The 25430-nt window shown below is 72.1% G+C and carries 25 protein-coding genes; 9 read left to right on the top strand and 16 right to left on the bottom strand.

The genetic code is table 11. From position 1 onward, the window contains the following. The first annotated feature begins 66 nt into the window (after positions 1–66). The 3 genes from ACFWRO_RS10140 (at position 67) to ACFWRO_RS10130 (ending at position 4434) form a co-directional block, all read left to right on the top strand. Positions 67–1221, top strand: a complete 1155-nt coding sequence (locus ACFWRO_RS10140; RefSeq protein WP_384507032.1) for a flavin-containing monooxygenase — start codon at positions 67–69, stop codon at positions 1219–1221. Between the two features lie 185 nt (positions 1222–1406). Continuing rightward, on the top strand, positions 1407–3638 hold the full coding sequence (locus tag ACFWRO_RS10135; RefSeq protein WP_384507029.1) for an acetate--CoA ligase family protein: 2232 nt from the start codon (positions 1407–1409) through the stop codon (positions 3636–3638). Between the two features lie 10 nt (positions 3639–3648). Continuing rightward, positions 3649–4434, top strand: a complete 786-nt coding sequence (locus ACFWRO_RS10130; RefSeq protein WP_384507026.1) for an enoyl-CoA hydratase/isomerase family protein — start codon at positions 3649–3651, stop codon at positions 4432–4434. Positions 4435–4474: 40 nt separating this feature from the next. On the opposite strand, the gene ACFWRO_RS10125 is transcribed toward ACFWRO_RS10130, so the two are convergent. Beyond that, entirely contained in the window at positions 4475–5110 is a 636-nt protein-coding gene (locus tag ACFWRO_RS10125) for a hypothetical protein (RefSeq protein WP_384507023.1), read from the bottom strand. A 244-nt stretch (positions 5111–5354) separates the two neighbouring features. On the opposite strand from ACFWRO_RS10125, the gene ACFWRO_RS10120 reads away from it, so the two are divergent. After that, positions 5355–5936 carry a flavin reductase family protein gene (locus tag ACFWRO_RS10120; RefSeq protein ID WP_384507203.1) on the top strand — a complete coding sequence of 194 codons (582 nt, stop codon included), beginning with the start codon at positions 5355–5357 and terminating at the stop codon, positions 5934–5936. Between the two features lie 5 nt (positions 5937–5941). On the opposite strand, the gene ACFWRO_RS10115 is transcribed toward ACFWRO_RS10120, so the two are convergent. From ACFWRO_RS10115 to ACFWRO_RS10095, 5 genes are all read right to left on the bottom strand, one after another. Beyond that, on the bottom strand, positions 5942–6238 hold the full coding sequence (locus tag ACFWRO_RS10115) for a hypothetical protein (protein ID WP_384507020.1): 297 nt from the start codon (positions 6236–6238) through the stop codon (positions 5942–5944). Positions 6239–6262: 24 nt separating this feature from the next. After that, complete coding sequence (locus ACFWRO_RS10110) at positions 6263–7558, bottom strand: MFS transporter (protein WP_384507017.1); 1296 nt, start codon at positions 7556–7558, stop codon at positions 6263–6265. Between the two features lie 72 nt (positions 7559–7630). Then, complete coding sequence (locus ACFWRO_RS10105; protein WP_384507014.1) at positions 7631–8794, bottom strand: DUF2306 domain-containing protein; 1164 nt, start codon at positions 8792–8794, stop codon at positions 7631–7633. Positions 8795–8916: 122 nt separating this feature from the next. Then, positions 8917–9435 carry a PadR family transcriptional regulator gene (locus tag ACFWRO_RS10100; protein WP_384507012.1) on the bottom strand — a complete coding sequence of 173 codons (519 nt, stop codon included), beginning with the start codon at positions 9433–9435 and terminating at the stop codon, positions 8917–8919. 34 nt (positions 9436–9469) lie between these two features. Continuing rightward, positions 9470–10687, bottom strand: coding sequence for an MFS transporter (locus tag ACFWRO_RS10095; protein WP_384507200.1), 1218 nt, complete (start codon positions 10685–10687; stop codon positions 9470–9472). A gap of 120 nt (positions 10688–10807) precedes the next feature. Between ACFWRO_RS10095 and ACFWRO_RS10090 the strand changes: the two genes are divergently transcribed. After that, the gene (locus tag ACFWRO_RS10090) at positions 10808–11779 is read left to right on the top strand and encodes a GlxA family transcriptional regulator (protein WP_384507009.1); all 972 of its coding nucleotides are present in this window, start codon (positions 10808–10810) and stop codon (positions 11777–11779) included. Here ACFWRO_RS10090 and ACFWRO_RS10085 read toward each other — a convergent pair. Continuing rightward, on the bottom strand, positions 11769–12824 hold the full coding sequence (locus ACFWRO_RS10085) for a Zn-dependent alcohol dehydrogenase (RefSeq protein WP_384507006.1): 1056 nt from the start codon (positions 12822–12824) through the stop codon (positions 11769–11771). The genes ACFWRO_RS10090 and ACFWRO_RS10085 overlap by 11 nt on opposite strands. Positions 12825–12898: 74 nt before the next feature. Then, the gene (locus ACFWRO_RS10080) at positions 12899–13813 is read right to left on the bottom strand and encodes an SDR family NAD(P)-dependent oxidoreductase (protein ID WP_384507003.1); all 915 of its coding nucleotides are present in this window, start codon (positions 13811–13813) and stop codon (positions 12899–12901) included. A gap of 102 nt (positions 13814–13915) precedes the next feature. Here ACFWRO_RS10080 and ACFWRO_RS10075 point away from each other — a divergent pair, with 102 nt between their 5' ends. Next, positions 13916–14878 carry a cyclase family protein gene (locus ACFWRO_RS10075; protein WP_384507000.1) on the top strand — a complete coding sequence of 321 codons (963 nt, stop codon included), beginning with the start codon at positions 13916–13918 and terminating at the stop codon, positions 14876–14878. A gap of 178 nt (positions 14879–15056) precedes the next feature. On the opposite strand, the gene ACFWRO_RS10070 is transcribed toward ACFWRO_RS10075, so the two are convergent. The 4 genes from ACFWRO_RS10070 to ACFWRO_RS10055 form a co-directional block, all read right to left on the bottom strand. Continuing rightward, entirely contained in the window at positions 15057–15551 is a 495-nt protein-coding gene (locus ACFWRO_RS10070) for an ATP-binding protein (RefSeq protein ID WP_384506997.1), read from the bottom strand. Between the two features lie 410 nt (positions 15552–15961). After that, positions 15962–16828 (bottom strand): acyl-CoA dehydrogenase family protein, encoded by an 867-nt coding sequence (locus tag ACFWRO_RS10065; protein ID WP_384506994.1) that lies wholly within the window; start codon positions 16826–16828, stop codon positions 15962–15964. A gap of 8 nt (positions 16829–16836) precedes the next feature. Then, positions 16837–17970, bottom strand: coding sequence for an acyl-CoA dehydrogenase family protein (locus ACFWRO_RS10060; RefSeq protein WP_384506992.1), 1134 nt, complete (start codon positions 17968–17970; stop codon positions 16837–16839). Beyond that, complete coding sequence (locus ACFWRO_RS10055; protein ID WP_384506990.1) at positions 17970–19172, bottom strand: amidohydrolase family protein; 1203 nt, start codon at positions 19170–19172, stop codon at positions 17970–17972. Before ACFWRO_RS10055 ends, ACFWRO_RS10060 begins: the two co-directional genes overlap by 1 nt. Positions 19173–19315: 143 nt before the next feature. Between ACFWRO_RS10055 and ACFWRO_RS10050 the strand changes: the two genes are divergently transcribed. Then, entirely contained in the window at positions 19316–20878 is a 1563-nt protein-coding gene (locus ACFWRO_RS10050; RefSeq protein WP_384506988.1) for a class I adenylate-forming enzyme family protein, read from the top strand. Here the strand turns inward: ACFWRO_RS10050 and ACFWRO_RS10045 are convergent. Next, the gene (locus tag ACFWRO_RS10045; protein WP_384506986.1) at positions 20865–21377 is read right to left on the bottom strand and encodes an EF-hand domain-containing protein; all 513 of its coding nucleotides are present in this window, start codon (positions 21375–21377) and stop codon (positions 20865–20867) included. The genes ACFWRO_RS10050 and ACFWRO_RS10045 overlap by 14 nt on opposite strands. Positions 21378–21432: 55 nt before the next feature. Next, entirely contained in the window at positions 21433–21807 is a 375-nt protein-coding gene (locus ACFWRO_RS10040) for an STAS domain-containing protein (protein WP_384506983.1), read from the bottom strand. A gap of 217 nt (positions 21808–22024) precedes the next feature. On the opposite strand from ACFWRO_RS10040, the gene ACFWRO_RS10035 reads away from it, so the two are divergent. After that, positions 22025–22606, top strand: a complete 582-nt coding sequence (locus ACFWRO_RS10035) for a sigma-70 family RNA polymerase sigma factor (protein WP_384506980.1) — start codon at positions 22025–22027, stop codon at positions 22604–22606. Continuing rightward, on the top strand, positions 22603–23907 hold the full coding sequence (locus tag ACFWRO_RS10030; protein ID WP_384506977.1) for a maleylpyruvate isomerase N-terminal domain-containing protein: 1305 nt from the start codon (positions 22603–22605) through the stop codon (positions 23905–23907). The genes ACFWRO_RS10035 and ACFWRO_RS10030 overlap by 4 nt, the downstream gene beginning before the upstream one ends. 46 nt (positions 23908–23953) lie before the next feature. Here ACFWRO_RS10030 and purU read toward each other — a convergent pair whose 3' ends face one another. Both purU and ACFWRO_RS10020 read right to left on the bottom strand, forming a co-directional pair. Beyond that, positions 23954–24805 carry a formyltetrahydrofolate deformylase gene (purU, locus tag ACFWRO_RS10025; protein ID WP_384506974.1) on the bottom strand — a complete coding sequence of 284 codons (852 nt, stop codon included), beginning with the start codon at positions 24803–24805 and terminating at the stop codon, positions 23954–23956. Between the two features lie 72 nt (positions 24806–24877). Next, positions 24878–25330, bottom strand: a complete 453-nt coding sequence (locus tag ACFWRO_RS10020) for a hypothetical protein (protein WP_384507197.1) — start codon at positions 25328–25330, stop codon at positions 24878–24880. Positions 25331–25430: the final 100 nt, after the last annotated feature.

The raw sequence follows: 25430 nt of genomic DNA, 5'->3' as shown, positions 1-25430 counted from the left end.
GTTTCGCAACCGAACCCCCTCTTGACCGAGACCCAACAAGTGAGCAGCTCGTTACGCTGAGCACTCATGGCCAACACCCCCCAATCCAGACCCGATCACCCCGTATACGTCATCGGGGGCGGGCCCGGCGGCCTCGCCGTCGCCGCCTCGTTGCGCGCGAAGGGCGTCCGGGCCGTCGTCCTGGAGAAGTCCGACGCGGTCGGCGCCTCCTGGCGCTCGCACTACGACCGGCTGCGGCTGCACACCACCCGCCGGCTCTCCGCGCTCCCGGGCCTCCCGATGCCCCGCTCCTTCGGGCGCTGGGTCGCCCGCGCGGACGTGGTGCGGTACTTGGAGAAGTACGCCGACGTGCACGAGCTGGAGATCGTGACAGGAGTCGAGGTCAGCCGTGTCGAGCGGGCCGGCGAGGACTGGCTGCTGCACGCGACCGGCGGGCGCAGGCTGACCGGCCGGGCCGTGGTCGTCGCCACCGGCTACAACCACACTCCGCGCCTGCCCGAGTGGCCGGGCCTGGACACGTACGGCGGCGACCTCGCCCACGCGAGCGCGTACCGCAACCCGGCCCCGTACGCCGGCCGTGACGTCCTCGTCGTGGGCGCCGGGAACACGGGCGCCGAGATCGCGGCCGACCTCGTCGAGGGCGGGGCGGCGCGGGTACGGCTCGCGGTGCGCACGGTCCCGCACATCGTGCGCCGCTCGACGGCCGGGTGGCCCGCCCAGCGCACCGGCATCCTGGTGCGGCGCCTGCCGGTACGCCTGGTGGACAAGGTGGGCGAGCTGGTGGCGCGCGTCGCCGTACCGGACCTCTCCGAGCACGGGCTCCCCCGGCCGGACACGGGGCTGTACTCGCGGGTGCGCGAGGGGGCGATCCCGGTGCAGGACGTGGGCCTGATCGACGCCGTGCGGCAGGGCAAGGTGGAGATCGTGGGCGCGGTCGCCTCCTTCGACGGCGACAAGGTCGTCCTCGCGGACGGCTCGGCGATCACCCCGGACGCGGTGATCGCGGCGACGGGGTACCGCCGGGGCCTGGAGCCGCTCCTCGGCCACCTCGGCGTCCTGGACGAGCGGGGGCGGCCGGTGGCCCACGGGGCGCGGACGCCGCGCGAGGCGCCGGGGCTGTACTTCACCGGGTTCACGAACCCGATCAGCGGGATGTTCCGGGAGATGGCACGGGACGCGGAGCGGATCGCGCGGGCGATCGGGAAGGCGTCCGCCGGGTAGGCGGCGCGCGGCGATCCGGAAGCCGTCCGCCGGGTAGACGGCGCGGGCGATCCGGAAGGCGCGCAAGCCGACAAGCGCTTCCCCTCCCGAGATCCTCACGTCTCGACCATTCCTGACTTGCCGTCAGTTCTGTAATCTGACAGGGCGTCAGTTAATCGTCATGGGCGGAAGGGTGGAGCGGAACGATGCTCGGATCGACTCACGGCACCTTCACCACCGATCTCCGCGCCCGCGTGGTCGCCTGCGGCGAACACCCCGGGCCGAGCGGTCACGTCGTGCACGGCGTGACCGCCGTCGAAGGCGATGTGGACGTCAGCGGGCGGGCGTTGCACGCGCCCGTGCCGGACCTCGACCGGTTCTTCCGGCCCGGGTCCGTCGCCGTCGTCGGGGCCTCCGACGCCGAGGGGCGCCCCAACACCGGGATCACGCGGCAGCTGATCGCCTGGGCCGAGCGGGTCGGCGCCCGGCTCGTGCCCGTGCACCCGACCCGTACGACCGTGTTCGGGATCGACTGCGTGCCGTCCGTCGGCGCGCTCCCCGAACCCGTCGACCTCGCCGTCCTGCTGGTCGCCGACCCGCTGCCCGTGATCGAGGAACTCGCCGAGGCCAAGGTGAAGTTCGCCGTCGCCTTCGCCTCCGGGTTCGCCGAGACCGGCGACGAGGGGGCCGCCGCGCAGGAACGCCTCGCCGACGCCGTACGGCGCTCCGGCATCCGCCTCCTCGGCCCGAACACCAACCTCAACGCCTTCGAGCGGTTCCGGGACGACCTGGACGGGCCCGCGATCGCGCTCATCACCCAGTCCGGGCACCAGGGCCGCCCCGTCCACACCCTCCAGGAGCTGGGGGTACGGCTCTCCCACTGGGCGCCGACCGGCAACGAGGCCGACCTGGAGACCGCCGACTTCATCTCGTACTTCGCGACCCGGCCCGAGGTGGGGGCCATCGCCTGTTACGTCGAGGGCCTCAAGGACGGCCGCTCCTTCCTCCTCGCCGCCGACCGCGCCGCCCGCGAGGGCGTGCCCGTGGTCGCCGTGAAGGTCGGGCGGACCGAGACCGGCGCGCGGATGGCCGCCTCGCACACCGGCAAGCTCACCGGCGCGGACCAGGTCGTGGACGCGGCGATGCGCCAGTACGGGGTGATCCGGGTCGACGGTCTCGACCAACTCCAGGACACCTCAGCCCTGTTGGCCCGGGCCCGCAAGCCCGTCGCGGACGGCGTCGTCGTGTACTCGATCTCCGGCGGGACCGGCGCGCACTTCTCCGACCTGGCCACGGCCGCCGGGCTCCACCTACCCACCCTCCCCGAGGCCAAGCAGGACGAGCTGCACCAGTGGATACCGGAGTACCTGAACGTCGCGAACCCCGTCGACAACGGCGGCCACCCGGTCGGCGACTGGCGCGGCCGGAAGATCATCGACGCGATCCTCGCCGACCCGTCCGTCGGCGTCCTCATCTGTCCGATCACCGGCCCCTTCCCGCCCATGAGCGACAAGCTCGCGCAGGACCTGGTGGACGCGGCGGAGGCCACGGACAAGCTGGTGTGCGTGGTGTGGGGTTCGCCGGTCGGGACGGAGGCGGCCTACCGGGAGACCCTGCTCGGCTCCTCGCGCGTCGCCACCTTCCGTACGTTCGCCAACTGCATCGGGGCCGTCAAGGCCTACCTCGACCACCATCGCTTCACCACCGCCTACCGCTCCCCCTTCGACGAGGCCCCGCGCACCCCGTCGCCCTCCTTCCGCAAGGCGCAGGCCCTGATGCGGCCGGGCCGGCAGCTCAGCGAGCACGCGGCGAAGCAGCTGCTGCGGGCGTACGGGATCCGGGTGCCGCGCGAGCAGCTGGTGACGAGCGCGGCGGCGGCGGTCCGGGCGGCCGGGCTCGTCGGTTACCCGGTGGTGATGAAGGCCTCGGGCGCGCAGCTCGCCCACAAGACCGAACTTGGCCTGGTGAAGGTCGGGTTGACCTCGGCGAGCCAGGTCCGGGACACGTACCGGGAGCTCACCGACATCGCGCGCTACGAGGGGGTGGACCTCGACGGGATCCTGGTCTGCCAGATGGTGGGGCGCGGGGTCGAGATGGTGGTGGGCGTGACCCGCGACCCGCTCTTCGGCCCGACGGTCACGGTGGGGCTCGGGGGCGTCCTGGTGGAGGTCCTGAACGACGCGGCCGTGCGCGTGCCGCCGTTCGGCGAGGACCAGGCCAGGGACATGCTCGGGGAACTGCGCGGGCAGGCTCTGCTGAAGGGCGTACGGGGAGCTCCGCCGGCCGACGTGGACGCGCTGGTCGAGGTCGTGCTGCGGGTGCAGCGGATGGCCCTTGAGCTGGACGGCGACCTATCCGAACTGGACATCAACCCGCTGATGGTGCTGCCCCGGGGCCAGGGCGCGGTGGCGCTCGACGCGCTCGCGGTGTGCCGCTGAGGAGACCTTCATGACCGACGTCCTGCACGCCGTCGAGAACGGCGTCTCGTGGATCACGCTCAACCGGCCCGAGGCGATGAACGCGGTCACCTGGGACCAGCGGGAGCGGATCATCGCGCTCCTCGGGGAGGCCTCGGCCGACCCTGACGTACGGGCGGTGGTCGTGACGGCCACGGGCCGGGGCTTCTGCGCGGGCGCGGACCTGCGGGGCGCACCGGCGTCCGGGGACCGTGTCCCCGGGGACGTGGCGCGGACGATCCGGCTGGGGGCGCAACGGTTCATCGCGGCGGTCATGGACTGCGAGAAGCCGGTGATCGCGGCGGTCAACGGGACGGCGGCCGGGATCGGGGCGCACCTGGCGTTCGCGTGCGACCTGGTGCTGGCGGCCGAGTCGGCGAAGTTCATCGAGGTCTTCGTACGCCGCGGCCTCGTACCGGACGGCGGCGGGGCGTACCTGCTCCCCCGGCTGATCGGGCCGCAGCGGACGAAGGAGCTGATGTTCTTCGGCGACGCGGTGACGGCCCCCGAGGCAAGGGAACTGGGCCTGGTGAACCGGGTGGTGCCGGCGGAGGAGCTGGAGAAGACCGCGCGGGAATGGGCCGAGCGGCTTGCCCAGGGCCCGACGCGCGCGCTCGCGCTCACCAAGCAGCTGGTGAACGCCTCCCTGGACGCCGACCGCGCCGCCGCCTTCGCGGCGGAGGCGGCGGCGCAGGAGATCAACATGACGACCAGGGACGCGAACGAGGGCGTCGCGAGCTTCGTGGAACGGCGGACGGCTCGGTACGAGGGACGCTGAGACGCCCCCGGGCCGGACCGCGGCCGGGGCCCGCGAGGTGTCAGGGCGCGGTCAGCGAGAACTTCTGCCCGGTGGTGTTGCTGGCGCCAGGGCTGTTGATGTTGTTGTTGGTGCTGATGTTGTTGAACATCGGCAGGACGCCGTTGAGGTTGACGGGGAGGATCGACAGGAGGCTTCCGTTCCCTCCGTCGTCGTCACAGTCCCCACCGGTGACGGTCGTGGGGTCGCTCGCGCTGTCCGAGGCGCCGCTCGTTTCGTCCCGCACGGTCGCGGTGTTGGTCACGCTGCAGGGAGCGTCGGCGGCGACCGAGACCGTCACGACGACGGTGTAGCCCCCACTGGCGGGGATCGCGTCGGTGCTGCACGTGAGCGTCTGGTCCAAGGAGCAGCTGACCCCGACGCTGTTGTCGGTGACGCTCGAGTCGGTGATCTGGAGCCCTGTCGGAGGCGTCTCCGACATCTCCGTCGAGCTGCTCGCCTCGTCGCCCGTGTTGGTGACCGTGATCCGGTAGACGCCCTCCCCACCCCGGGCGAAGTCGCCGGTGTGGGTCTTCGTGATCTCCAGCTGGGCCGCCGCGTAGGCGGGGGTGACCCCGAAGGCGAACGGCAGCCCGAGGCCGAGCCCCAGGACGGTGCCGACGGCCGACATCCGGCGGCTGAACGTGTGCGTGGCCATGTACGTCTCCTGTCGTGTGGGGGGTCCGTCACGACCGGCTCGGACTGCTGGGCAGCGGCGCGGTCCACGGATTCCTGCACGTCGGCAACGCACCGGGTGACGGTCCGATTACGGGCGCCTCGGCCGCTTCACTCGATCACCACGGCCCGGTACCCGCCATGCGGCGGACGGGACGCCCTCGGTACACGGGTTCCCATCTGACGATCCGTCAGCTTCAATGGGAGATGTGATGGGACACGCTGGGATGGCGGCCACCGCCGTCCGATACCTCAGGTCGGCCGGGTCGCCGACGGCCGTCGATGCGCTGCCGCGGCCCCGGCTGCGGGCGGTCGGGGAGGACGAGCGGCTGCTCGTGGATCCCGCCGAGTTCCGGCGCGTGCTCGGGCACTTCGCGAGCGGGGTCACCGTCGTGACGGCCCTCGATCCCGACGGGCCGACCGGCTTCGCCTGCCAGTCGTTCGCGTCGCTCTCCCTGGACCCGCCCCTGGTGGCCTTCATGGTCGCCCGTACGTCGACGACCTGGCCCCGGCTCGCCCGGGCCGGGGTCTTCTGCGTGAACGTCCTGGGCGCGGACCAGCGGGAGTTGTGCCTGGGCTTCGCGAAGAGCGGCGCGGACAAGTTCGCGGGGGTGCCCTACGACGCCGCCCCGGCGACGGGCTCCCCCCGTCTGACCGGCGCCCCGGCCTGGATCGACTGCACGATCGCCACCGTCCACACGGGCGGCGACCACCTGATCGTGGTGGGACGGGTGGAGGCCCTGGGCGCCGCCCCGGAGGGGGAGCCACTGCTCTTCCACCGGGGGCGGTTCGGGCGGTTCAGCGGCTAGGAGCTTCAGGTCGTGGGGCGGCGGCGGGCGCGGAGCAGGTGGAGGCCCTTCACGGCGAAGACGGCGCCCATGAGCACGATGCCGGCGAGGCCGAGCCACAACCAGCGGTCCGCCACCAAGAGGGCCAGCATCATGCCGCCGAAGAGCAGCAGATTGCCGACGGACTCCACCAGGTCGAGCCGCGCCTTGGAGCGCACCGCGGGGTCGGGTCCGCGCAGTCGGCGGACGTGGGGGACGAGAGCGAGGGCCTGCAGGGCGGCCAGGCCCAGGGCGATCCAGACGAGCCAGTCGGGTATGTCCACGGCGCGCACTGTAGCGGGAGTCTCCTAGGCGACCGGAGTGGGGCGGTGGCGGATGACCAGGGCCATCAGGGCCGCTGCCGCGCAGAGGGCGCCCGAGGCGTACCAGACGACGTCGTAGGAGCCGAAGACGTCGCGGGCCACGCCGCCCGCGAAGGCGATGACCGCGGCGCCGACCTGGTGGGAGGCGAGGACCCAGCCGAAGACGATCGCGCTGTCCTCGCCGTAGTGCTCGCGGCACAGGGCGATCGTCGGCGGGACGGTGGCCACCCAGTCCAGGCCGTAGAAGACGATGAAGAAGAGCATCGGCGGGTGGACCGTGGGGGCGAGCAGCATCGGCAGGAACAGGAGGGACACGCCCCGCAGCGCGTAGTACACCGCCAGCAGGCGGCGTGCGTCGAAGCGGTCCGTGAACCAGCCGGAGGCGATCGTGCCGACGACGTCGAAGACACCGATCACGGCGAGCAGCCCGGCCGCCGCGGTGATCGGCATGCCGTGGTCGTGGGCTGCCGGTACGAAGTGGGTCTTCACCAGGCCGTTCGTCGAGGCCCCGCAGATCGCGAACGTGCCTGCCAGGAGCCAGAAGGGGCCGGTGCGGGCCGCCTTGAGGAGGACGGTCACGGCCCGCCGCGCCGCGCCCGTGACCGGGGCGGGCTTCGGAACGTACTCCCCGCCGTAGGGGGCGAGGCCCACGTCCGCCGGGTGGTCACGGAGCAGCAGCCACACGAAGGGGACGACCGCGAGCGCGGAGAGCGCGACGGTCACGGCCGCCGGGCGCCAGCCCTCGTTCTCGACCAGCCAGGAGAGCAGCGGCAGGAACACCAGCTGGCCCGACGCTCCGGCCGCCGTCAGGATGCCGGTCACCAGACCGCGCCGGGCCACGAACCACCGGTTCGTCACCGTCGCCGCGAACGCGAGCGCCATGGAGCCGCTGCCGAGACCGACCAGGATGCCCCAGTACAGGACGAGTTGCCACGGCTCCGTCATCGACACCGTGAGCACCGAGCCGAGCGCGATCACGCTCAGCGCGACCGCGACGACCTTGCGGATGCCGAACCGGTCCATCAGCGCGGCGGCGAACGGCGCCGTCAGGCCGTAGAGCGCGAGGTTCACCGACACCGCGAAGCCGATCGTGCCGCGCGACCAGTCGAACTCGCCGTGCAGCGGCTCGATCAGCAGCCCCGGCAACGAGGCGAAGGCCGCCGCCCCGATGATCGTCACGAAGGTGACGACCGCCACGAACCACGCGCGGTGGACTCGGTGTGTGCGGGAGGACTTGGGGGTGGGGGTGAGCGGCGCGGAGGTGTTGGTTGTCTGGGGCACGTCACACAGCTTCCTGGGCCGTACCCCTCCCCACCATTGGCCCGAATGACAGCTTTCGCAAGGATCGGGACATCAGATCCCCAGTTCGGCCGGCTCACCCAGCGGTGACCGCTCCCGCCGCCGCGCCGGCACCTCGCGGCCGCGCATCACCCGCAGGCTCACCACCCAGGTCGCCGCGAACGCCATGACCCCGCAGCCGATGGCCACGCCCGCGACGAGGGACGTCCAGGCGTCGAGGTGGACGAGTCGTTCCAGTACGAGCGTCGCGCCCGCCGAGAACACCGGGGCCAGGCAGAGCGCGGCGAGGTGCAGCCGCCACTCCTCGCGCGCCCACGCGGCGCCCCGCCGCCCCGCGCGCGCGTGCCGGGCGGCCATGACCGCGTACGTCACCGCGTACGGGACCAGGTACCCGAGGAGCAGCCTCGGCCCCTCAGGCCCGGGGCCGTCCAGGAGGGCCACGGTGATCCAGGCGAGGCCCGCCGCGCCCGCCACGTGCACGGCGACGAGGACGGGCGTCGGGCACCAGGTGCCCTCGACGCCGGGGACCGGGGTCCGCCGGTCGAGGGCGCGCGAGGCGAGCAGCGCCCCGAACACGACCACGGAACCGAGGTGCATGACCGCGATCCGGTTGATCTCGGCCATGGAGAGACCGGGGAACAGCCAGGGCAGGCCGCCCCATTCGAGCCTGAGCAGCGGCGCGGTCATCAGGTAGCCGTAGCAGAGCAGCATCCACCGCTGGTGCAGGTCCGGGAAGCGGGCCAGGGCGGCGAGGACGCCGAGGGTCACGCTGCCCACGGTGCCGACGAGGATCGTGGCGAGGACGACCCAGAACGCCGCGCCGCTGAACGCGTCCTCGGGCGCCGTACGGGCCAGATAGAGCGCGGCGCCCGCCATCGAGGCGTACACGGTGACCGCGAACACGACCCCGGCGACCCGGTGCAGCCGGCGCCTGCGGCGGACCGCCGACAGGTACTGGAGCGGGCCGAGCAGCATGAGCAGCCCGCCCAGGACCGAGTGGACGATCAGCGGGACGAGGCTGCGGCCGTACGGTCCGATCCGGTCCCGTACGACCTCGGCGACGTACTCCGGCGACACCATCCGGCCCATGATCCACTCGCCGAAGGCGGGCGCCCCGGGCGAGGCGTACGGCCACAACTGGGTCATGGCGACCGGCGCGTACGCCACGCAGCTCACGATCACCGCGACGGCGGCGACCCTCCCCCACCGGACGTCCATCAGCCGCTCCCCTGCCGTGGCTCCATAGTCCTTTCTGGACTATGGAGGAAGGTAGAGGCGAGTGTTACCGGCGGTCAACGGTCTGCGCGAAGGTCAGGACGCGAAAGGTCACGGCGCGAAGGTCAGGAGGACTCGCGCTCTTCGACCCACTGCCAGAAATCGACCATCATCCGCTCGTACCGGATGCCGAACTCCAGCGCCTCCCGCTGCCCCCGCGGCAGCAGCTCCCCCACGCTCTCCGCGAGCCCCTCGTACTCGTCCAGGGTCCGCCGGTGCTCCTCGACCTGCACCGGGGCGTGCACGCGCGGACTCGCCCCGAACCAGAGCTTGAGGATGCCCCGTTCGCGCGCCTCGACCGGTACGAAGGCGGGGTCGTCGAGCCAGCCTGCCAGGGCCTCCGCGCCCGCCTCCGTGAGCCGCATCAGGCGCCGGTTCCGCCCGCCAGGCTGCCGCGCCTCGGAGAGCAGACCGGCCTCCACGAGGCGGTCGCACTGGGCGTAGACCTGCGCGTGCGGCATCGACCAGAAGGGCGCCACCGTGCGCGCCGCCTCCACCTTCACGTCGTACGGACTGGCCTCGCCGAGCTTGTCGATGATGCCGAGCACGAGGTACGAGGGCGTGGTCAACCGGACTTCAGACATGCCGGGACCGTACCGGCAGTCGTACCCGTACCGCCTACGCCCGGGGCAGCGTCCTGATCGGCCGGACCACCAGCAGCGCCACGACCACCAGGACCGCGATCACCGCCCCCGCCAGCAGGACCTCCTCCGTGCCGACCGCCTCCGCGACCGGGCCCGCGAGCGCCCGGCCCGCCGCCATCATCAGGAGCGAGCCCGCCACTTCGTACGCGTGCATCCGGTTCAGCGCCTCCTGCGGGACGTGCGTCTGGACCGACGTCGACCACATCACCAGCCAGAACGCGAAGGCCGCGCCGCCCAGGAACTGCCCGAGGGCGAGCACGGCGACGGGCGCGCCGAAGCCGAGCAGGGCGAGGTTGACCGGCAGGCCGAGCAGGGCGACCGCGCCCGCCGCGAGCGGGCGGCGGGGCCGCAGCCGCAGGGCGAGCAGCCCACCGGCCGCGTTGCCCGCGCCCGCGACGGCCATCAGCCAGCCGTACGTGGCCGAGCCGTGGTCGCCGGTCACCAGGGTCGCGGTGAGCGGCACCATCGGCCCGGCGACCGTGAACCCGTACACCGTCCAGATCGCGATCACTCCCCACAGCCACCTCCGGGCCGTGAACTCCCGCCAGCCGACGGCCATCTCGGCCCGCAGCGAGCCGCGCCGGACCGAGTCGGCGGGCCTGGCGGGAAGCCGCATGAGGGTGAGGCAGACCGCGCTGACGGCGAAGGTCGCGCCGTTGAGGCCGAAGGCGGCGCCCGCGCCGCCGGTGAGCGCGACGAGGACGCCCGCGACGGCCGGGCCCGCCATGGTCATCAGCGACTCGACGACCCGCAGCACGGCGTTGGCGCGCTGCACGTCGGGGGCGATGCGCGGGATCGTGGACGCGACTCCGGGCTGGAAGAGCGCGGCGCCGATGCCGCTGAGGGCGCTGAGCGCGTACACCGCCCAGAGGGGCGGGCTGCCGAGGGCGAAGGCGACGGCGAGGACGGCCGCGCCCGGCAGCCGCATCAGGTCGGCGAGAACCATCATCCGGCGGGCGGTGAACCGGTCCGCGAGGACCCCGCCGACGATGACGAACAGCGCGAAGGGCCCGATCCAGGCGCCGAGAGCGTAGCCGACGGACGAGCCGGGGTACCCGGCGCCGAGCAGACCGGCGGCGAGGGCGACGGGCACCATGCCCTCGCCGAAGACGGCGGCGGCGCGGGCCACGAAGAAGAGCCGGAAGTCGCGGTTCCAGAGCGCAGGAGCCTCGACCGGAACGGTTCCGGGAATGGCACCCCGGCCCTCAGACTTGTAGGACTCGTAGGAGTGGTCGCGGCTGTCGGTCGTCTTGTCCGTCGTCACGGCTCCGACTTCTAGCAGCAAATGGTCTGGACCACCAAGGGATTTTCCGTGCCGCACCGTATCGCCGTCCTGGCCCTGCCCGGCCTCCTCCCCTTCGAGCTGGGCATTCCCCACCGGATCTTCGGCCGCGCCAAGGACGCCGCAGGCCGGCCGCTGTACGAGATCGTCACCTGCGCGCCGGTCGCGGGCCCGGTCCCGACGGACGCGGACTTCGCGATCCAGGTGGAGCACGGCCCGGAGGCGCTCGCCGGCGCGGACACGGTCGTCGTGCCCGCCTCGTACGAACTGGGCCCGGTGTACGACGAGGGCCGGCTGACCGACGAGCTGGCGGCCGCGCTCGCGCACATCCGGCCCGGGACCCGGCTCGTCTCCATCTGCACGGGCGGGTACGTCCTCGCCGCCGCCGGGTACCTCGACGGGCGGCCCGCCACCACGCACTGGGCCTCGGCCGCGCACTTCCAGCGGCTCTTCCCGAAGGTGCGGGTCGACGCGGACGTCCTCTTCGTCGACGACGGGGACGTGCTGACCTCGGCGGGCGTCGCCGCCGGGATCGACCTGTGCCTGCACATCGTGCGCCGGGACCACGGGAGCGCCGTCGCCAACGAGGTGGCCCGCAGGACCGTCGTACCGCCGCACCGGGACGGCGGGCAGGCCCAGTACATCGAGCGGCCGCTCCCGGAGGCCGGGGCGTCGACGACGACCTCGGCGCGGGCCTGGGCGCTCGCGCATCTGCACGAGCCGATCCAGCTGCGGGACCTGGCGGTGCGGGAGGCGATGAGCGTACGGACGTTCACGCGCCGCTTCCGCGAGGAGGTCGGCATCAGCCCCGGCCAGTGGCTGACCCAGCAGCGCGTCGAACGGGCCCGCCACCTCCTGGAGTCCACCGACCTCCCGGTCGACCAGGTCGCCCGCGACGCCGGCTTCGGCACGCCCCAGTCCCTGCGGTCCCACCTCCAGTCGGCGATCGGCGTCACACCGACGACGTACCGGCGGACGTTCACCCAGAGGGTCAGAAGGTGAGCACTCCCCGCGCGACCTTGCCCTGTTCCGCGTCCTCCGCCGCCTTGGCGAACTCCTCCACCGGGTACGTGGCGGTGACGAGTTCGTCGAGGAGGAGGCGGCCCTCGCGGTAGAGGTCGGCGTAGAGCGCGATGTCCTTCTGCGGGCGGGAGGAGCCGTAGCGGCAGCCGAGGATGGACTTGTCCAGGAACATCGCGGCGGGCGGGAAACTGGCCTCGGCGGTGGGCGCGGTCATGCCGAGGAGGATCGCCTGGCCGTGCCGGTCGAGGAGGTCGATGGCCTGGCGGACCAGGCCGACGTGGCCGACGCACTCGAAGACGTGGTCGGCGCCGGTGGGGAGGATGTCCCGGACGGACTCGGCCGAGTTCAGGAAGTGCGTGGCGCCGAACCGGCGGGCGACCTCCTCCTTGGCGGGGTTGGTGTCGACGGCCACGATCGTGAGCGCGCCGGCTATCCGGGCGCCCTGGAGGACGTTGAGCCCGATGCCGCCGGTGCCGATGACGACGACGGTCTCGCCGCGGTCGACCTTGGCGCGGTTGAGGACGGCGCCGACGCCGGTGAGGACGCCGCAGCCCATGAGGGCGGCGGAGGTGAGGGGGATGTCCGAGGGGATCTTCACGGCCTGGACGGCCTTGACGACGGTCCGTTCGGCGAAGGAGGAGTTGGAGGCGAACTGGTAGAGCGGCTGGCCGGTGCCGCTGCGGGAGAAGGGCTGCTTGGGCATCCCGATGGCCTTGCGGCACATGGTGGGCCGGCCGCGGTCGCAGTCGGCGCAGGCGCCGCAGTTGGCGAGCGTGGAGAGCGCGACGTGGTCGCCTTCGGCGACATGGGTGACGCCGGGGCCGACGGCCTCGACGACTCCGGCGCCTTCGTGTCCGAGGACGACGGGGGCGGGGAAGGGGATCGTGCCGTCGATGACGGCGAGATCGCTGTGGCAGAGGCCGGCGGCGACGACCCGCACGAGCACCTCGCCCGGACCGGGCTCCCGAACCTCCAGATCGTGCACGACCTGAACCTGCTTGCCGTCGTAGACGACACCTCTCATGTCCGTGCTCCTTATGTGTCGCGCGAGTTGTGGGCAGTCGTTCCGCCGGGGCGGAACGGGGGGCGGGGTGACCGCTACCCGTTCGGCCTGGCGCCCTCCGCCGCCGCCCTCGCCATCTCCTCCAGTCGCGCCAGCATCGGCATCGGGTCCACCCCCACCGTCCCCGGCAGGAAGTCCGCGATGCGTTCCGGGGTCCAGGCGCCGGACTCCGCGTAGCCGGCGCGCAGTTCCCTCGGCTGGGCCCAGACCGCGATCTTCGGGCCCGCGATCGTGTAGACCTGGCCCGTGATCCGTTCCTCGCGGGCCCGCTCCGAGAGCAGGTAGACGACCAGCGCCGCCACGTCCTCCGGCTCGCCGATCTCCTTCAGCTCCATCGGGACGTTCGCCGACATCCGCGTCCGCGCCACCGGCGCCACCGCGTTCGCCGTGACCCCGTACTTGTGCAGGCCCAGCGCGGCCGAGCGCACGAGCGAGATGATCCCGCCCTTCGCCGCCGAGTAGTTCGCCTGCGCCACGGACCCCTGGTGGTTGCCGCTCGTGAAGCCGATCAGCGTTCCGCCGCCCTGCTTGCGCATCACCGCCGACGCCGCCCGGAAGACCGTGAACGTCCCCTTCAGGTGCGTCGCGACGACCGGGTCCCACTCCTCCTCGGACATGTTGAAGAGCATCCGCTCGCGCAGGATCCCCGCTACGCACACGACCCCGTCGATCCGCCCGTACTCCGCGAGCGCGACGTCCACGATCCGCTGTCCGCCCGCCATCGTCGAGATGTCGTCGGCGACCGCGACCGCCGAACCTCCCGCCGCCTCGATCTCCTTCACCACCCCCAGCGCGACCTCCGACGTGGGCTCTCCGCCCTCGATGGAGACCCCGTAGTCGTTGACGACGACCTTCGCCCCCTCCGCCGCGCACGCCAGGGCCACCGCGCGGCCGATCCCGCGCCCCGCGCCCGTCACCGCCACGACCTTGCCTGCCAAGAAGTTCCCCACGCCCGGCCCCTTCCCGCACTTTCTGACGGTCCGTTAGATTCGTTCGTCAGCTGGATTCTACGACCCGTCAGATACCGGAGAACAAGACCCGCGGAGGCCCCGATGTCAGATCCCGCGCCCCATCACCCCTCCCACCCCTCCCAACTCGCCCCGGAATTCCATGACATCGCCAAGCGCGTCAACAACTGGGGCCGTTGGGGCCAGGACGACGAGATCGGGACGCTCAACCTCATCACCGACGACGTCGTACGGGACGCCGTCGCGACCGTCCGCTCCGGCCACCGCGTCCCCCTCGCCCTCGACCTGAAGCAGGACGGCGTGCAGACCGGCATGATCCCCGGCCGGGTCAACCCGCTCCACGTCATGGTCCAGATCAACCAGGAGCTCTTCGGCCCCGGCACCGTCGCCACCAGCGACGACGCCGTGACCTTCGGCCTTCAGGCCGGCACCCACTGGGACGCTCTCACCCACGTCTCGCACTCCGGCAAGATCTACAACGGCCGCCCCGCCGCCACCATCACCCCGCACGGCCGCTCCGAGTTCAGCGGCATCCACACCGCCCGCCACATCGTCAGCCGCGGCGTCCTTCTCGACGTCGCCGCCGCCAAGGGCCTCGACCGGCTGCCCGGCGACCACGCCGTCACCCCCGAAGACCTCGACGAGGCCGCCGAATTCGGCCGGGTCACCGTCCGGGCCGGCGACATCGTCCTCGTACGGACCGGGCAGATCCAGCAGTACCTCGCCGGGGACAGGCACGGTTACGCGTTCCCGTCCCCCGGGCTATCCGTCCGTACGCCCGAGTGGTTCCACGCCCGCGACGTCGCCGCCGTCGCCAATGACACGCTGACCTTCGAGATCTTCCCGCCCGAGATCGAGAACCTGTGGCTGCCCGTGCACGCCCTCGACCTGGTCGAGATGGGGATGCTCCAGGGGCAGAACTGGAATCTGGAAAGTCTGTCCACAGCCTGTGCACAGCGCGAGCAGTACGCGTTCCTGCTGTCCGCGATGCCCGAGCCCTTCGTGGGCGGTACGGGCACACCGGTCGCACCGGTCGCCATCCTCTGAGCCGCGGGCCGGCTACTACCTACGTACGGGTGGCGGCGCACTCGCGCGCGCCCCGAGCACGGCACGACCCGCCGCCACCCGGACACGACCCGCACTCGCCGAGGGCCGCATCGGCCCGCCCTCGTCGTCCCCTCGCAACGAATCGCTCACCCCAGAGTGAACAAACCGCCACGAACCGTCAACAGCGCACCGAGGCGGATGCCGAACCCGACACCGAGCCGACCGCCGACCCCGCCGCCGAGCCGACTGCCGACACCGCAGGCTTCATCGGCGCCGCCCGGTCCACCTCGCACCAGATGCTCTTGCCGGCGCCCTCGCGCTGCCATCCCCACCGGTCGGCCAGGCCGTCCACCAGCTCCAGGCCGCGCCCGTTGGTGTCCTCGCCGTGCGCGTGCCGGGGCTGCGGCGGCCGGTCGCTCGAGTCGGCGACCTCCACCCGGACCGTACCGGCCTCCGGGCAGCCCGCGCCGAACAGCATCCGCAGCACGGCCGGACAGCCGGTGTGCACCACGGCGTTGGTCACGAGTTCGGAGATGAGCAGCACCAGCGTCTCGGCCAGCGGCTCGTCATCCCCTATGCCCGACCCGGCGAGCCTCGAACGCGCCCATCGCCGGGCTCGTCCCACCTCCGCCGGGTCCGGCCCGACCTCCAACTGAACCTGAAGCACCTGCACCGCTCACACCATCCGAACCGGCGGACACATCGCCTCGCGCCTCACAGCCATCAGCCTCCGTGACGTACTCACGGAACGTGATTCCCTTGTGAGACAGCATGGTTGACGTACAGTCACCGCAACAAGCGCTTCGGGCATATTCCAGCGCGAAGGAGTACGCGTGGTCCATACTGTGCGACGCACGCTGCGGGGAGTCGAACAGGAGGTCGTCCAGCGCCTCCACGGGGTACGAGCGGTGGGCATCGCCCGATCCGGGGTCACCTCTTCGGCGACACCGGGACGATCCGGGCTCACAACCACTCGCATCCCACGGAGGGTACCGGAGCGGGACCCCGACTCCGGGCCGTGACGGCCCGCCCGAAGGACACAACCCGATATCGACGCTGCGTGAGCGCTCGCGCACCGGGCGGCTACAGCGCGGCCGCCTCCGCCTCCTCGGCCGCCGCCTTCGAAAGGCCCCGCTCGGCCCGCACCCAGGCCCGCTTGAGGTGCAGATGCACGTCCGCCTCCCACGTGAACCCCATGCCGCCGTGCACCTGGAGGCAGTCCCGCGCACACGCCACCGCCGCCTCGTCGGCGAGCAGCTTCGCCCCGGCGATCTCGACGGGGTCGCCCGTCACAGCGGCCCCGTACACGGCCGCCCTGGCCACCTCCGTCCGTACGAGCATCTCCGCACAGAGGTGCTTCACGGCCTGGAACGACCCGATGGCCCGCCCGAACTGCTCCCGCGTACGGGCGTACGAGACCGCCATCTCGGTGGTACGCCCGGCACTACCGAGCTGCTCGGCGGCGGTGAGCAGCACTCCGGTCGCGGACAGCCGTCCCGCCGCCCCGCCCCCAGGCAACCGATGCAACGGCGTCAGCGGATCCACCGACCGCACAGGCACGGCGCCCTCGACATCCCCCACAACCACGTCCGCCTCGTCCAGCCACTCCACCAACCCCCCGTCGACCGCGGCGACCACCACCTCCCCGTCCGCCGCCCCCGGCACGCTCCCGGCAGCCAAGTGCGTCGCCACCAACGGCCCCGGCAGCAAAACCCGCCCCGCCGTCTCGAAGACGAGCACCGCTTCCGGAAGGCCGAGCCCCACCCCGCCCTCCTCCTCCGGCAGCCTCAGCGCGAAGAACCCGGCCGCGCCCAGCTCCCGCCACAGCCCCCGGTCAAGGGCCTGGGAATCGACGGCGGCCCGCAAGGCCTCCCGCCCGAAGCGCCCCTCCAGCAGCTCCCGTACCCCCGCCCTCAGCGCCCGCTGGTCGTCCGTCAGCCGAAAGTCCACGGCCGCACTCACCGCCCCTTCGGCAGGCCGAGTATCCGCTCGGCGACGATGTTCCGCTGGATCTGACTGGTCCCGGCCGCGATCGTGTACGAGAGCGAGGACAGCCGGTCGAGGTTCCACTCCCGCCCCAGGTCAAGGGCGTCCGGGCCAAGGACCTCCGCCGCCGCGTCGTACAGCTCCTGCCGGGCGTGCGAGTACCGCAGCTTGAAGACCGAGCCCCCGATGCCGGGCACTCCCCCGACCGCCTGCGCCTCGCTGACGTTCCACTGGGTCAGCCGCCACAGCGCCCGGAACTCGGCGCTCAGCCGCCCGAGGCGGCGCCGCACCACCGGGTCGTCCCAGGTGCCGTTCTTCCGCGCCGCGCCCGCGAGTTCGGCCAGGACGCGCCGGCAGGCGACGACCTCGCCGACGAACGCCGTACCGCGCTCGAACGACAGGGTCACCATCGTGACGCGCCAGCCGTCGTTCTCGTCACCGACCCGGTTGGCGACCGGCACCCGGACCTCGTCGAGGAACATCTCCGCGAACTCCGTCGAACCGGCGAGCGTCCGCAGCGGACGGACCGTGATCCCGGGCGCGTCCATCGGCATCGCGAGCCAGGTGATGCCCCGGTGCTTCGGACCCGACGCGTCCGTGCGGACGAGCAGCTCGCACCAGTCGGCGACCTCCGCGTGCGAGGTCCAGATCTTCGAGCCGGAGACGACGTACGCGTCCCCGTCCCGTACCGCCCGCGTCCGCAGCCCCGCCAGGTCCGAACCGGCGTCCGGCTCGCTGAAGCCCTGGCACCACACCTCGTCGCCGCGCAGCACCGGCGGCAGCCAGCGCTCCCGCTGCCCGGCCGTCCCCTCGGCGGCGATCGTCGGCCCGGCGTGCAGCAGCCCGACGAAGTTCGCGCCCACGTACGGGGCGCCCGCGCGCTCGGTCTCCTCCAGGAAGATCAGCCGCTGGGTCGGCGAGGCGTCCCAGTGCACGTCCGCGTACCCCGCGTCGTACAGCCGGCGCTGCCAGCCGCAGTCGTACGCCCGCCGGCCCGGCCAGTCCAGCGGGTCGGGCTTGGGCGGCAGCGTCGGCAGGACTCCTCCGAGCCACTCCCGCAGCCGCGCCCGGAACTCCTCCTCGCCCGGACCGTCCGTGAGGTCCATCAGACGAGGCCCCGGTCGAAGTCGAGGTCGAGCATGCGGATGGCGTTGCCGCGCATCAGCTTGTAGATCGTCTCGTCGTCGAGGCCCTGGACGTGGTCGAGGGCGACCTCCTTGGTGTGCGGGAAGGTGGAGTCGACGTGCGGGTAGTCGGTCTCGAAGGTGGCGTTGTCCCTGCCCACCACGTCCAGCGAGGCGATGCCGTGCTTGTCGCGGAAGAAGCAGCAGAACATCTGCCGGTAGTAGTACGTCGACGGCGGCTCGGGGATCAGGTCCCGCACCCCGCCCCAGGCCCGGTGCTCCTCCCACACGTCGTCGGCGCGCTCCAGGGCGTACGGGATCCAGCCCATCTGGCCCTCGCTGTAAGCCAGCTTGAGCCTCGGGAACTTCACCAGCACCCCGCTGAACAGGAAGTCCATCATCGAGGCCATCGCGTTGTTGAAGCTGAGCGAGGCCTGGACGGCGGGCGGGGCGTCGGGGGACGCGGCGGGCATCTGGCTGCTGGAGCCGATGTGCATGTTGACGACCGTGCCGGTCTCCTGGCAGACCGCGAAGAAGGGGTCCCAGTAGCCGGAGTGGATGGAGGGGAGGCCGAGGTACGTCGGGATCTCCGAGAAGGTGACGGCCTTGACGCCCCGCGCCGCGTTCCGCCGGATCTCGTCGACGGCCAGGTCGATGTCCCAGAGCGGGATGATGCAGAGCGGGATGAGCCGGCCGCCGCTGTCGCCGCACCACTCCTCGACCATCCAGTCGTTGTAGGCGCGGACGCAGGCGAGGGCGACCTCCTTGTCCTTGGCCTCGGCGAAGGTCTGGCCGCAGAAGCGGGGGAAGGTGGGGAAGCAGAGCGAGGCCTCGACGTGGTTGAGGTCCATGTCCTTGAGCCGCGCGACCGGGTCCCAGCAGCCGCGCCGCATCTCCTCGCGGGTGATGCCCTCCAGGGTCATGTCGTCCCGGTCGAAGCCGACGGCGGCGATGTTGCGCTTGTACGGGAACTTGAGGTCCTCGTAGATCCACCAGTCGGTCGGCGGGCCGTCCGGGTCCATCGTGATCTGGTACTTCCCGCCGACGTACGCCAGCTCGCCGATCCCGGCGGTCAGCGGCTGGGGTCCCCGGTCGCGGTACTTGGCCGGCAGCCAGGTCTTGAAGAGGTGGGCCGGTTCGATCACGTGGTCGTCGACGCTGATGATCCGTGGAAGTTCCGCCATGAGACCCTCTCCCATTTCTGATGACCCGTCAGATACCGATCGGTCTCAGGCTAGCCCCGCACCCCTGGACCGACAAGGAGCGGACCTCTACGCTCTCCAACCAATCTGACTGGTCGTCAGCTATGGACGCGGAGGGGACCGTCATGACCGACACCGCACACACCCTGGGCACCTCCCGCACCCTCTGGGAGCTGGTCGAGCGCCGCGCCGCCCTCACCCCCGGCCGGCCCGTCCTGCTCCAGGGGGACAGGACCCTCACCTTCGGCGAACTCCGCGAGCGCGCCGAGCGGTGCGCCGCCGGGCTGTACGGGATGGGGGTGCGGGCCGGCACCGTCGTGGCCTGGCAGCTGCCGACCCGGATCGAGACCGCCGTCCTCTCCTTCGCGCTCGCCCGCCTGGGCGCGGTGCAGTCCCCGGTCATCCCGTTCTACCGGGACCGCGAGGTGGGCTTCGCGCTGCGCGAGTCGAAGGCCGAGTTCTTCGCCGTACCGGGCGTGTGGCGCGGCTTCGACCACACGGAGATGGCGCACCGGCTGGGCGCGCGCGGGGTCTTCGAGGCGTACGGCCCGGAGTCACTGCCCGACGGCGACCCCGCCGTCCTTCCCCCACCCCCCTCGAACGGCACGGACGTCCGGTGGATCTACTGGACCTCCGGCACGACCTCCGACCCCAAGGGCGTCCTGCACACCGACCGTTCCCTCATCGCGGGCGGCTCGTGCCTCGCGCACGCGCTGCGCCTGACCGAGGACGACATCGGCTCGATGGCCTTCCCGTACGCCCACATCGCCGGGCCCGACTACACGGTGATGCTCCTGCTGTACGGATTCCCCGCCGTGATGTTCGAACAGTTCGCGCTGCCCGACGCGCTCGCCGAGTACCGCAGGCACGGGGTGACGGTGGCCGGCGGGTCGACGGCCTTCTACTCGATGTTCCTCGCCGAGCAGCGCAAACAGCCCGGCGAGAAGCTGATACCGAGCCTGCGGCTGCTCGCGGGCGGCGGGGCGCCCAAGCCGCCGGAGGTCTACCACGCGGTCGTCCGCGAGATGGGCTGCCAGCTCACCCACGGGTACGGCATGACCGAGGTCCCGATGATCACGATGGGGTCGCCGGACGACACGGTGGAGAACCTGGCGACCACGGAGGGGCGGCCGCCGGAGGGGATGGAGATCCGGATCGCGGACGACGGCTCGGGGAACGGTTCCGGGATCGGTTCCGGGGAGGTCCGGCTGCGCGGCGAGGCCGTATGCCAGGGCTATCTGGACCCGGCGCAGACCGCCGCCGCCTTCGACGAGGACGGCTTCCTCATCACCGGCGACGTCGGCCACGTCACCGCGAGCGGGCACCTGGTCCTGACTGGGCGGATCAAGGACATCATCATCCGCAAGGGCGAGAACATCTCGGCCAAGGAGATCGAGGACCTCCTGCACACGTACCCGGGCGTCGGCGACGCGGCCGTCATCGGCCTCCCCGACCCCGACCGCGGCGAACGCGTCTGCGCGGTGATCGAGCAGCCGCCGGGCGGGGCCGCGGCCCCGCTGACCCTCGCGGCCGTCACGGAGTTCCTGCGCGCGCAGGGCCTCTCGGTCCACAAGCTGCCGGAACAGCTGGAGGTCGTGGAGGCCCTGCCCCGCAACGAGACACTGCGGAAGGTCCTGAAGTACAAACTGCGCGAGCGGTACGGCTCCGGGACGACTACTCCGTCATGAAGTAGTGCGCGAACGCGCCCACCGCCGCCTGCTCGTCGACCGACCCGGAGGCGACGGTCGGGAGCGTACGGGCGCTCAGCGCGGCCGGGACCGGCGGGATGCCGAGCGCGAGCAGCGCCCGCTCCACGTCGGCGGGGGTCGTGGCGATGGCGAGGACGGCGTGCAGGAACGGCCGGGCGATCTCGGCGAACCGCTCGGGGTGGTCGTGCAGCCGCTTCACCGCGCCGCCGAGGAACTCCTCGCGGCTGACCTTCTGGTCTCCGTCGACATCGGCGATACCCGCCATGCCCTGCCAGAACGCCTCGGCGCCGTCGCACAGCGCCTGGCCCCGGTCGGAGCGGAAGGAGACGTCGAACTCCGTGAGGAGGCGCTTCGCCGCCGTGCTGAAGTCCTCGCGCGAGATCGTCCCGTCGCCGTCCTGGTCGAAGGCGGCGAATCGGCGGGCGATCCGGTGCTCGAAGAGCTGTCCGGGGTCCTGCTCGGGTTCCATGGGCTCCATCCAAGGGAGGGTACGACGATCCGGGCCGCCGTGCCGAGAGCCGCAGGTCCCCGCGTCACGCCGAGAGCGGTTGGGCCTCGTCGTCTACGGCCGCCGTCGCGTCGCCGTAGACGTCGAAGAGTCGGCGGACCCCGAGGGCGGCGAGGACGCGGTTGACGTGCGAGGCGTCCTCCGAGCCACGGGCGGGCAGGACGACCCGGAGGCGGCCGCGGCAGGAGCGCATCAGGCGGCGCGAGGCGATCAGCACGCCGACCCCGCTGGAGTCGCAGAACAGCACCCCGGAGAGGTCGAGCACGACATCGTGCCGGCCGCCGGCGACGGCGTCGTGGACCCGTCTCCTGACCAGGGGCGAGCTCAGCAGATCCATCTCCCCGTGGATCCGCAGCACGGTCCAGGGGCCCAGCTCTTCAACGTCGACGTGGAGGTTCACGCGTCGCGCCCTTCGGGAGGAAGCGGTGGATTCAAGCGGAGTCGGTCGTTCCCGTCCCCTCCCGCTGCCCCGGGATCGCGGCCCGAAACCCCTCGTCTCGTGAACGACGCGTTCCTTACCATCCGGTACGACCCTGGGGGCGTACTTGTCACAAAGGGGCGTGCACCGCCGGACGGCCCATTACTTTGGAGGGTGAACTCGGTCGGGAGGTCGACGCATGGCGAAGGACACACCACCGCGCTGGGACCGCAGGATGCAGCAGCGGCTGGCGCGCGGTGAGGCCGCCGCGCTCGGCGAGCTCTACGACCGGTTCGCCTCCCTGGTGCACAGCCTCGCCCACCGGGTCCTCGACGACGACGGCGCGGCCGACCAGGTCACCCGCGAGGTCTTCGGCTACATCTGGGAGAACCCCGACGCCTACGACCCCAAGCAGGGCAACATGCGCTCCTGGGTCGCCAAGCTGACCCAGCGTCAGGCCGTGTACCGGCTGCGGCAGACGGAGGCGACGGCGTACGCGGAGACCGGCGAGGGTTCGGCGGAGGAGCTGGAGCAGAAGGTGCGCCAGGCCTCGGTCGCGGCCCGCGCCGACTACATCGTGACCTCGATGCCGGCGCCGCTGCGGGCCGCGCTCGAACTGGCGTACTTCCAGCGCCGCGACTACCGCCAGACCGCCGCCGACCTCGGCGTCACGGAGGACGAGGCGCGGCGCCGGCTGCGGCTCGGACTGCAGCTGCTCTCGACGGCGAACACCCGCCCGCTGGAAGGCTCCTCACCTCCCGGGTACGGACGCTCGCTGTGAACGGCCCCGACGACACGCCCGACGAGGTGGCGCGCGCTCCCCGGATACCGGGACCGCGCGCGGCCGCGGACGACCACGCCGACCTGACGACCGACCCGACCGTGGGCCGGACCGTCGACCCGACCGCCGGCCGGACCGCCGGCCCGACTGCCGGCCCGGCGGAGCCCGCCCTCGCCGCTGCCCCTCCCCCGCCGCCACCGCCTCCTCCGCACAGTGTCCTGAAATCGCTCCTCGGAGCCTGGGCGCTCTCGGCCTGTTCGCCCGAGGAGACCCAGGCCGTCGAGGACCACCTGACCGAGTGCGCCCCCTGCGCGGACGAGGCGCTGCGGCTGCGGGACGCGGTCGGGCTGCTGCACTCCGAGCGCGACCTGGACCTCGACCCGCTGCTGCGGTCCCGGGTCCTGGAGAACTGCCTGGGCCGCCGCCCGGCCCGTATCCCGGTGCCGGCCTGGGCGACCCCGTACGACGCGGAGACGGCCCGGCTCGACGCGCTGCTGCGGGACATCGGCGAGTCGGAGTGGCACGCGCCGGTCCGGCTGAAGTGGTTCGAGGGCGAGCGGCCGGTCACCCGCAAGACGACGGTGGCCGGGGTCATCGGTCATCTGCTGACGGTGGACGGGCTGGTGTCCACGGCGCTCGGCCTGGACGACCCGCTGGGCCCGAAGTCCACGGCGGCCACGCCTGCGGAACGTACGGACGAGTACTGGCGGGGCTCGTACCACCCGCCGACGCGCGACGTGCGCGAGCCGTGGCGGGAGCAGAGCCACACCCTGATCCGCACGGTCTCGTTCGCGGGGCGGGGTGTCGCCGACCTGACGGTGACGTACGGGGACTTCGCGCTGCCCATGCGGGACTCGCTCCTGGAGCGCGCCTTCGAGTGCTGGGTGCACGCGGACGACATCGCGAACGCGGTGGCGTACCCGTACGAGCCGCCGAGCGGCACGCACCTGCACGGCATGATCGACCTGGCGGCCCGGCTGCTTCCGGCGGCCCTGGCCGACCGGCGCCGCGCGGGCCTGGCGTCCCCGTCGCGTCACCTGGTCGCGGCGGGCGCCCCCGGCCGCTCGCTCCACCTGGAGGTCGAGGGCTCGGGCGGCGGCCACTGGTACATCGCCCTGGACTCCCCGGCGGCCGTCGGCTCCCCGGACCACGCGGTGGCCCAGGTGGCGATGGACGGCGTCGAGTTCTGCCAGCTCGTGGCGGGCCACATCCCGCCGGAAGAGGCGGCAGCGGGACAGGACGGCGACCGCGAGGCCATCCGCGACGTCCTCTTCGCGGCGGCGAGCCTGAGCCGGCTGTAAGGCTCCGGAGTGCCTTGGCTCTGAAGAGCCTTGGCTCCGAAGGGCCTTACGCGAAGACCACCGTGCGGCGGCCGTTGAGCAGGATGCGGCGCTCCGCGTGCCACTTCACCGCGCGGGCCAGCGCCTGGCACTCGACGTCACGGCCGACGGCGACCAGCTGGTCCGGGGTGACCTCGTGGCCGACACGCTCGACCTCCTGCTCGATGATCGGGCCCTCGTCGAGGTCGGCCGTCACGTAGTGGGCCGTCGCGCCGATCAGCTTCACGCCGCGCGCGTGCGCCTGGTGGTAGGGCTTGGCGCCCTTGAAGCTCGGCAGGAAGGAGTGGTGGATGTTGATGATCCGGCCCGACAGCTGCTTGCACAGGTCGTCGGAGAGCACCTGCATGTAGCGGGCGAGCACGACCAGCTCGACGTTCTCCTCGCGGACGAGCGCGAGCAGTTCGGCCTCGGCCTCAGACTTGTTGTCCTTCGTGACCGGAATATGCCGGAACGGAATGCCGTACGAGCCGACCAGCTCGGAGAAGTCCGTGTGGTTGGAGACGACCGCGACGATCTCGACCGGCAGCGCCCCGATCCGCGAGCGGAAGAGGAGGTCGTTCAGGCAGTGGCCGAACTTCGACACCATCAGCACGACGCGCATCCGCTCGTCGGCCCGGTTGATGTGCCAGTCCATCGTGAACGAGTCGCCCACCGCCGTGAAGCTCGCCCGGAGCTTCTCCACGGTCACCGGCTCCTCCGCCGAGAAGTGGACGCGCATGAAGAAGAGGCCGGTGTCCCGGTCCTTGAACTGCTGACTGTCCTCGATGTTGCAGCCGGTGATGAACAGGTAGCTCGACACGGCGTGCACGATGCCCTGTTTGTCGGGGCAGGAGAGCGTGAGGACGTACTGGTCGGTCATCCCCGTAGGGTGCCACACCGCGCGCGACGGGCACGGCCCACGTCCGTCAAACGGACCCGGGGACGGACCCGGTCACGCCCCGACGGAGCCGGTCATGATGCGGAGCACGTCCAGGGAGCGCGGGGGTGTGTCCGGGTCCTCCTCGTCCGCCTGCGCCATCCGTATGTGTGCCTCGCGGGCGGCCCGTACGGCCTCCGGCCAGCCGTGGTGCTCCATGTACGCGGAGAACGGCGCGTCCGGGCCCACCTGGTGCATGATGCGCAGCACCCGCAGCACGGCCACGTCCACCAGGGCTGCCTCGCCGGAGTCGCGGAAGATCGTTCCGACGTACTTCTCGGCGGACCAGTTGTCCAGCCACGTGTCCTCGACCAGGCGGTAGACGGCGTCGGTGACGTCGCCGTACCCCTCCTGGCCGGTCAGCCAGGTGGTCTCGTGGAACGTGGGGTCGGAGAGCATGTGCAGCGCGGAGCGCACGTTGCTGCGCCAGCGCCACCACGGCAAGTCGTTGAGCGGCATGCCGCCCATGGTGGAGGAGCGACGGCCGCGACGGGAAGAGTTCACCGAACCTGAGACTGGACTGGACACCTTTCGATCGTACGTTCCCCATCAAGATCGCCCGACCAGC

The organism is Streptomyces sp. NPDC058579, from assembly GCF_042718575.1.
Classification (GTDB): Bacteria; Actinomycetota; Actinomycetes; order Streptomycetales; family Streptomycetaceae; genus Streptomyces.
This window is presented reverse-complemented; position numbering and strand designations above follow the sequence as displayed.

Excerpts from the sequence above, each read along its gene's own strand:
- ACFWRO_RS10140 (WP_384507032.1), top strand. The coding sequence starts at position 67 with ATGGCCAACACCCCCCAATCCAGACCCGATCACCCCGTATACGTCATC.
- ACFWRO_RS10135 (WP_384507029.1), top strand. The coding sequence starts at position 1,407 with ATGCTCGGATCGACTCACGGCACCTTCACCACCGATCTCCGCGCCCGC.
- ACFWRO_RS10130 (WP_384507026.1), top strand. The coding sequence starts at position 3,649 with ATGACCGACGTCCTGCACGCCGTCGAGAACGGCGTCTCGTGGATCACG.
- ACFWRO_RS10125 (WP_384507023.1), bottom strand. The coding sequence starts at position 5,110 with ATGGCCACGCACACGTTCAGCCGCCGGATGTCGGCCGTCGGCACCGTC.
- ACFWRO_RS10120 (WP_384507203.1), top strand. The coding sequence starts at position 5,355 with ATGGCGGCCACCGCCGTCCGATACCTCAGGTCGGCCGGGTCGCCGACG.
- ACFWRO_RS10105 (WP_384507014.1), bottom strand. The coding sequence starts at position 8,794 with ATGGACGTCCGGTGGGGGAGGGTCGCCGCCGTCGCGGTGATCGTGAGC.
- ACFWRO_RS10100 (WP_384507012.1), bottom strand. The coding sequence starts at position 9,435 with ATGTCTGAAGTCCGGTTGACCACGCCCTCGTACCTCGTGCTCGGCATC.
- ACFWRO_RS10085 (WP_384507006.1), bottom strand. The coding sequence starts at position 12,824 with ATGAGAGGTGTCGTCTACGACGGCAAGCAGGTTCAGGTCGTGCACGAT.
- ACFWRO_RS10075 (WP_384507000.1), top strand. The coding sequence starts at position 13,916 with ATGTCAGATCCCGCGCCCCATCACCCCTCCCACCCCTCCCAACTCGCC.
- ACFWRO_RS10060 (WP_384506992.1), bottom strand. The coding sequence starts at position 17,970 with ATGGACCTCACGGACGGTCCGGGCGAGGAGGAGTTCCGGGCGCGGCTG.
- ACFWRO_RS10055 (WP_384506990.1), bottom strand. The coding sequence starts at position 19,172 with ATGGCGGAACTTCCACGGATCATCAGCGTCGACGACCACGTGATCGAA.
- ACFWRO_RS10050 (WP_384506988.1), top strand. The coding sequence starts at position 19,316 with ATGACCGACACCGCACACACCCTGGGCACCTCCCGCACCCTCTGGGAG.
- ACFWRO_RS10045 (WP_384506986.1), bottom strand. The coding sequence starts at position 21,377 with ATGGAGCCCATGGAACCCGAGCAGGACCCCGGACAGCTCTTCGAGCAC.
- ACFWRO_RS10035 (WP_384506980.1), top strand. The coding sequence starts at position 22,025 with ATGGCGAAGGACACACCACCGCGCTGGGACCGCAGGATGCAGCAGCGG.
- purU (WP_384506974.1), bottom strand. The coding sequence starts at position 24,805 with ATGACCGACCAGTACGTCCTCACGCTCTCCTGCCCCGACAAACAGGGC.
- ACFWRO_RS10020 (WP_384507197.1), bottom strand. The coding sequence starts at position 25,330 with ATGGGCGGCATGCCGCTCAACGACTTGCCGTGGTGGCGCTGGCGCAGC.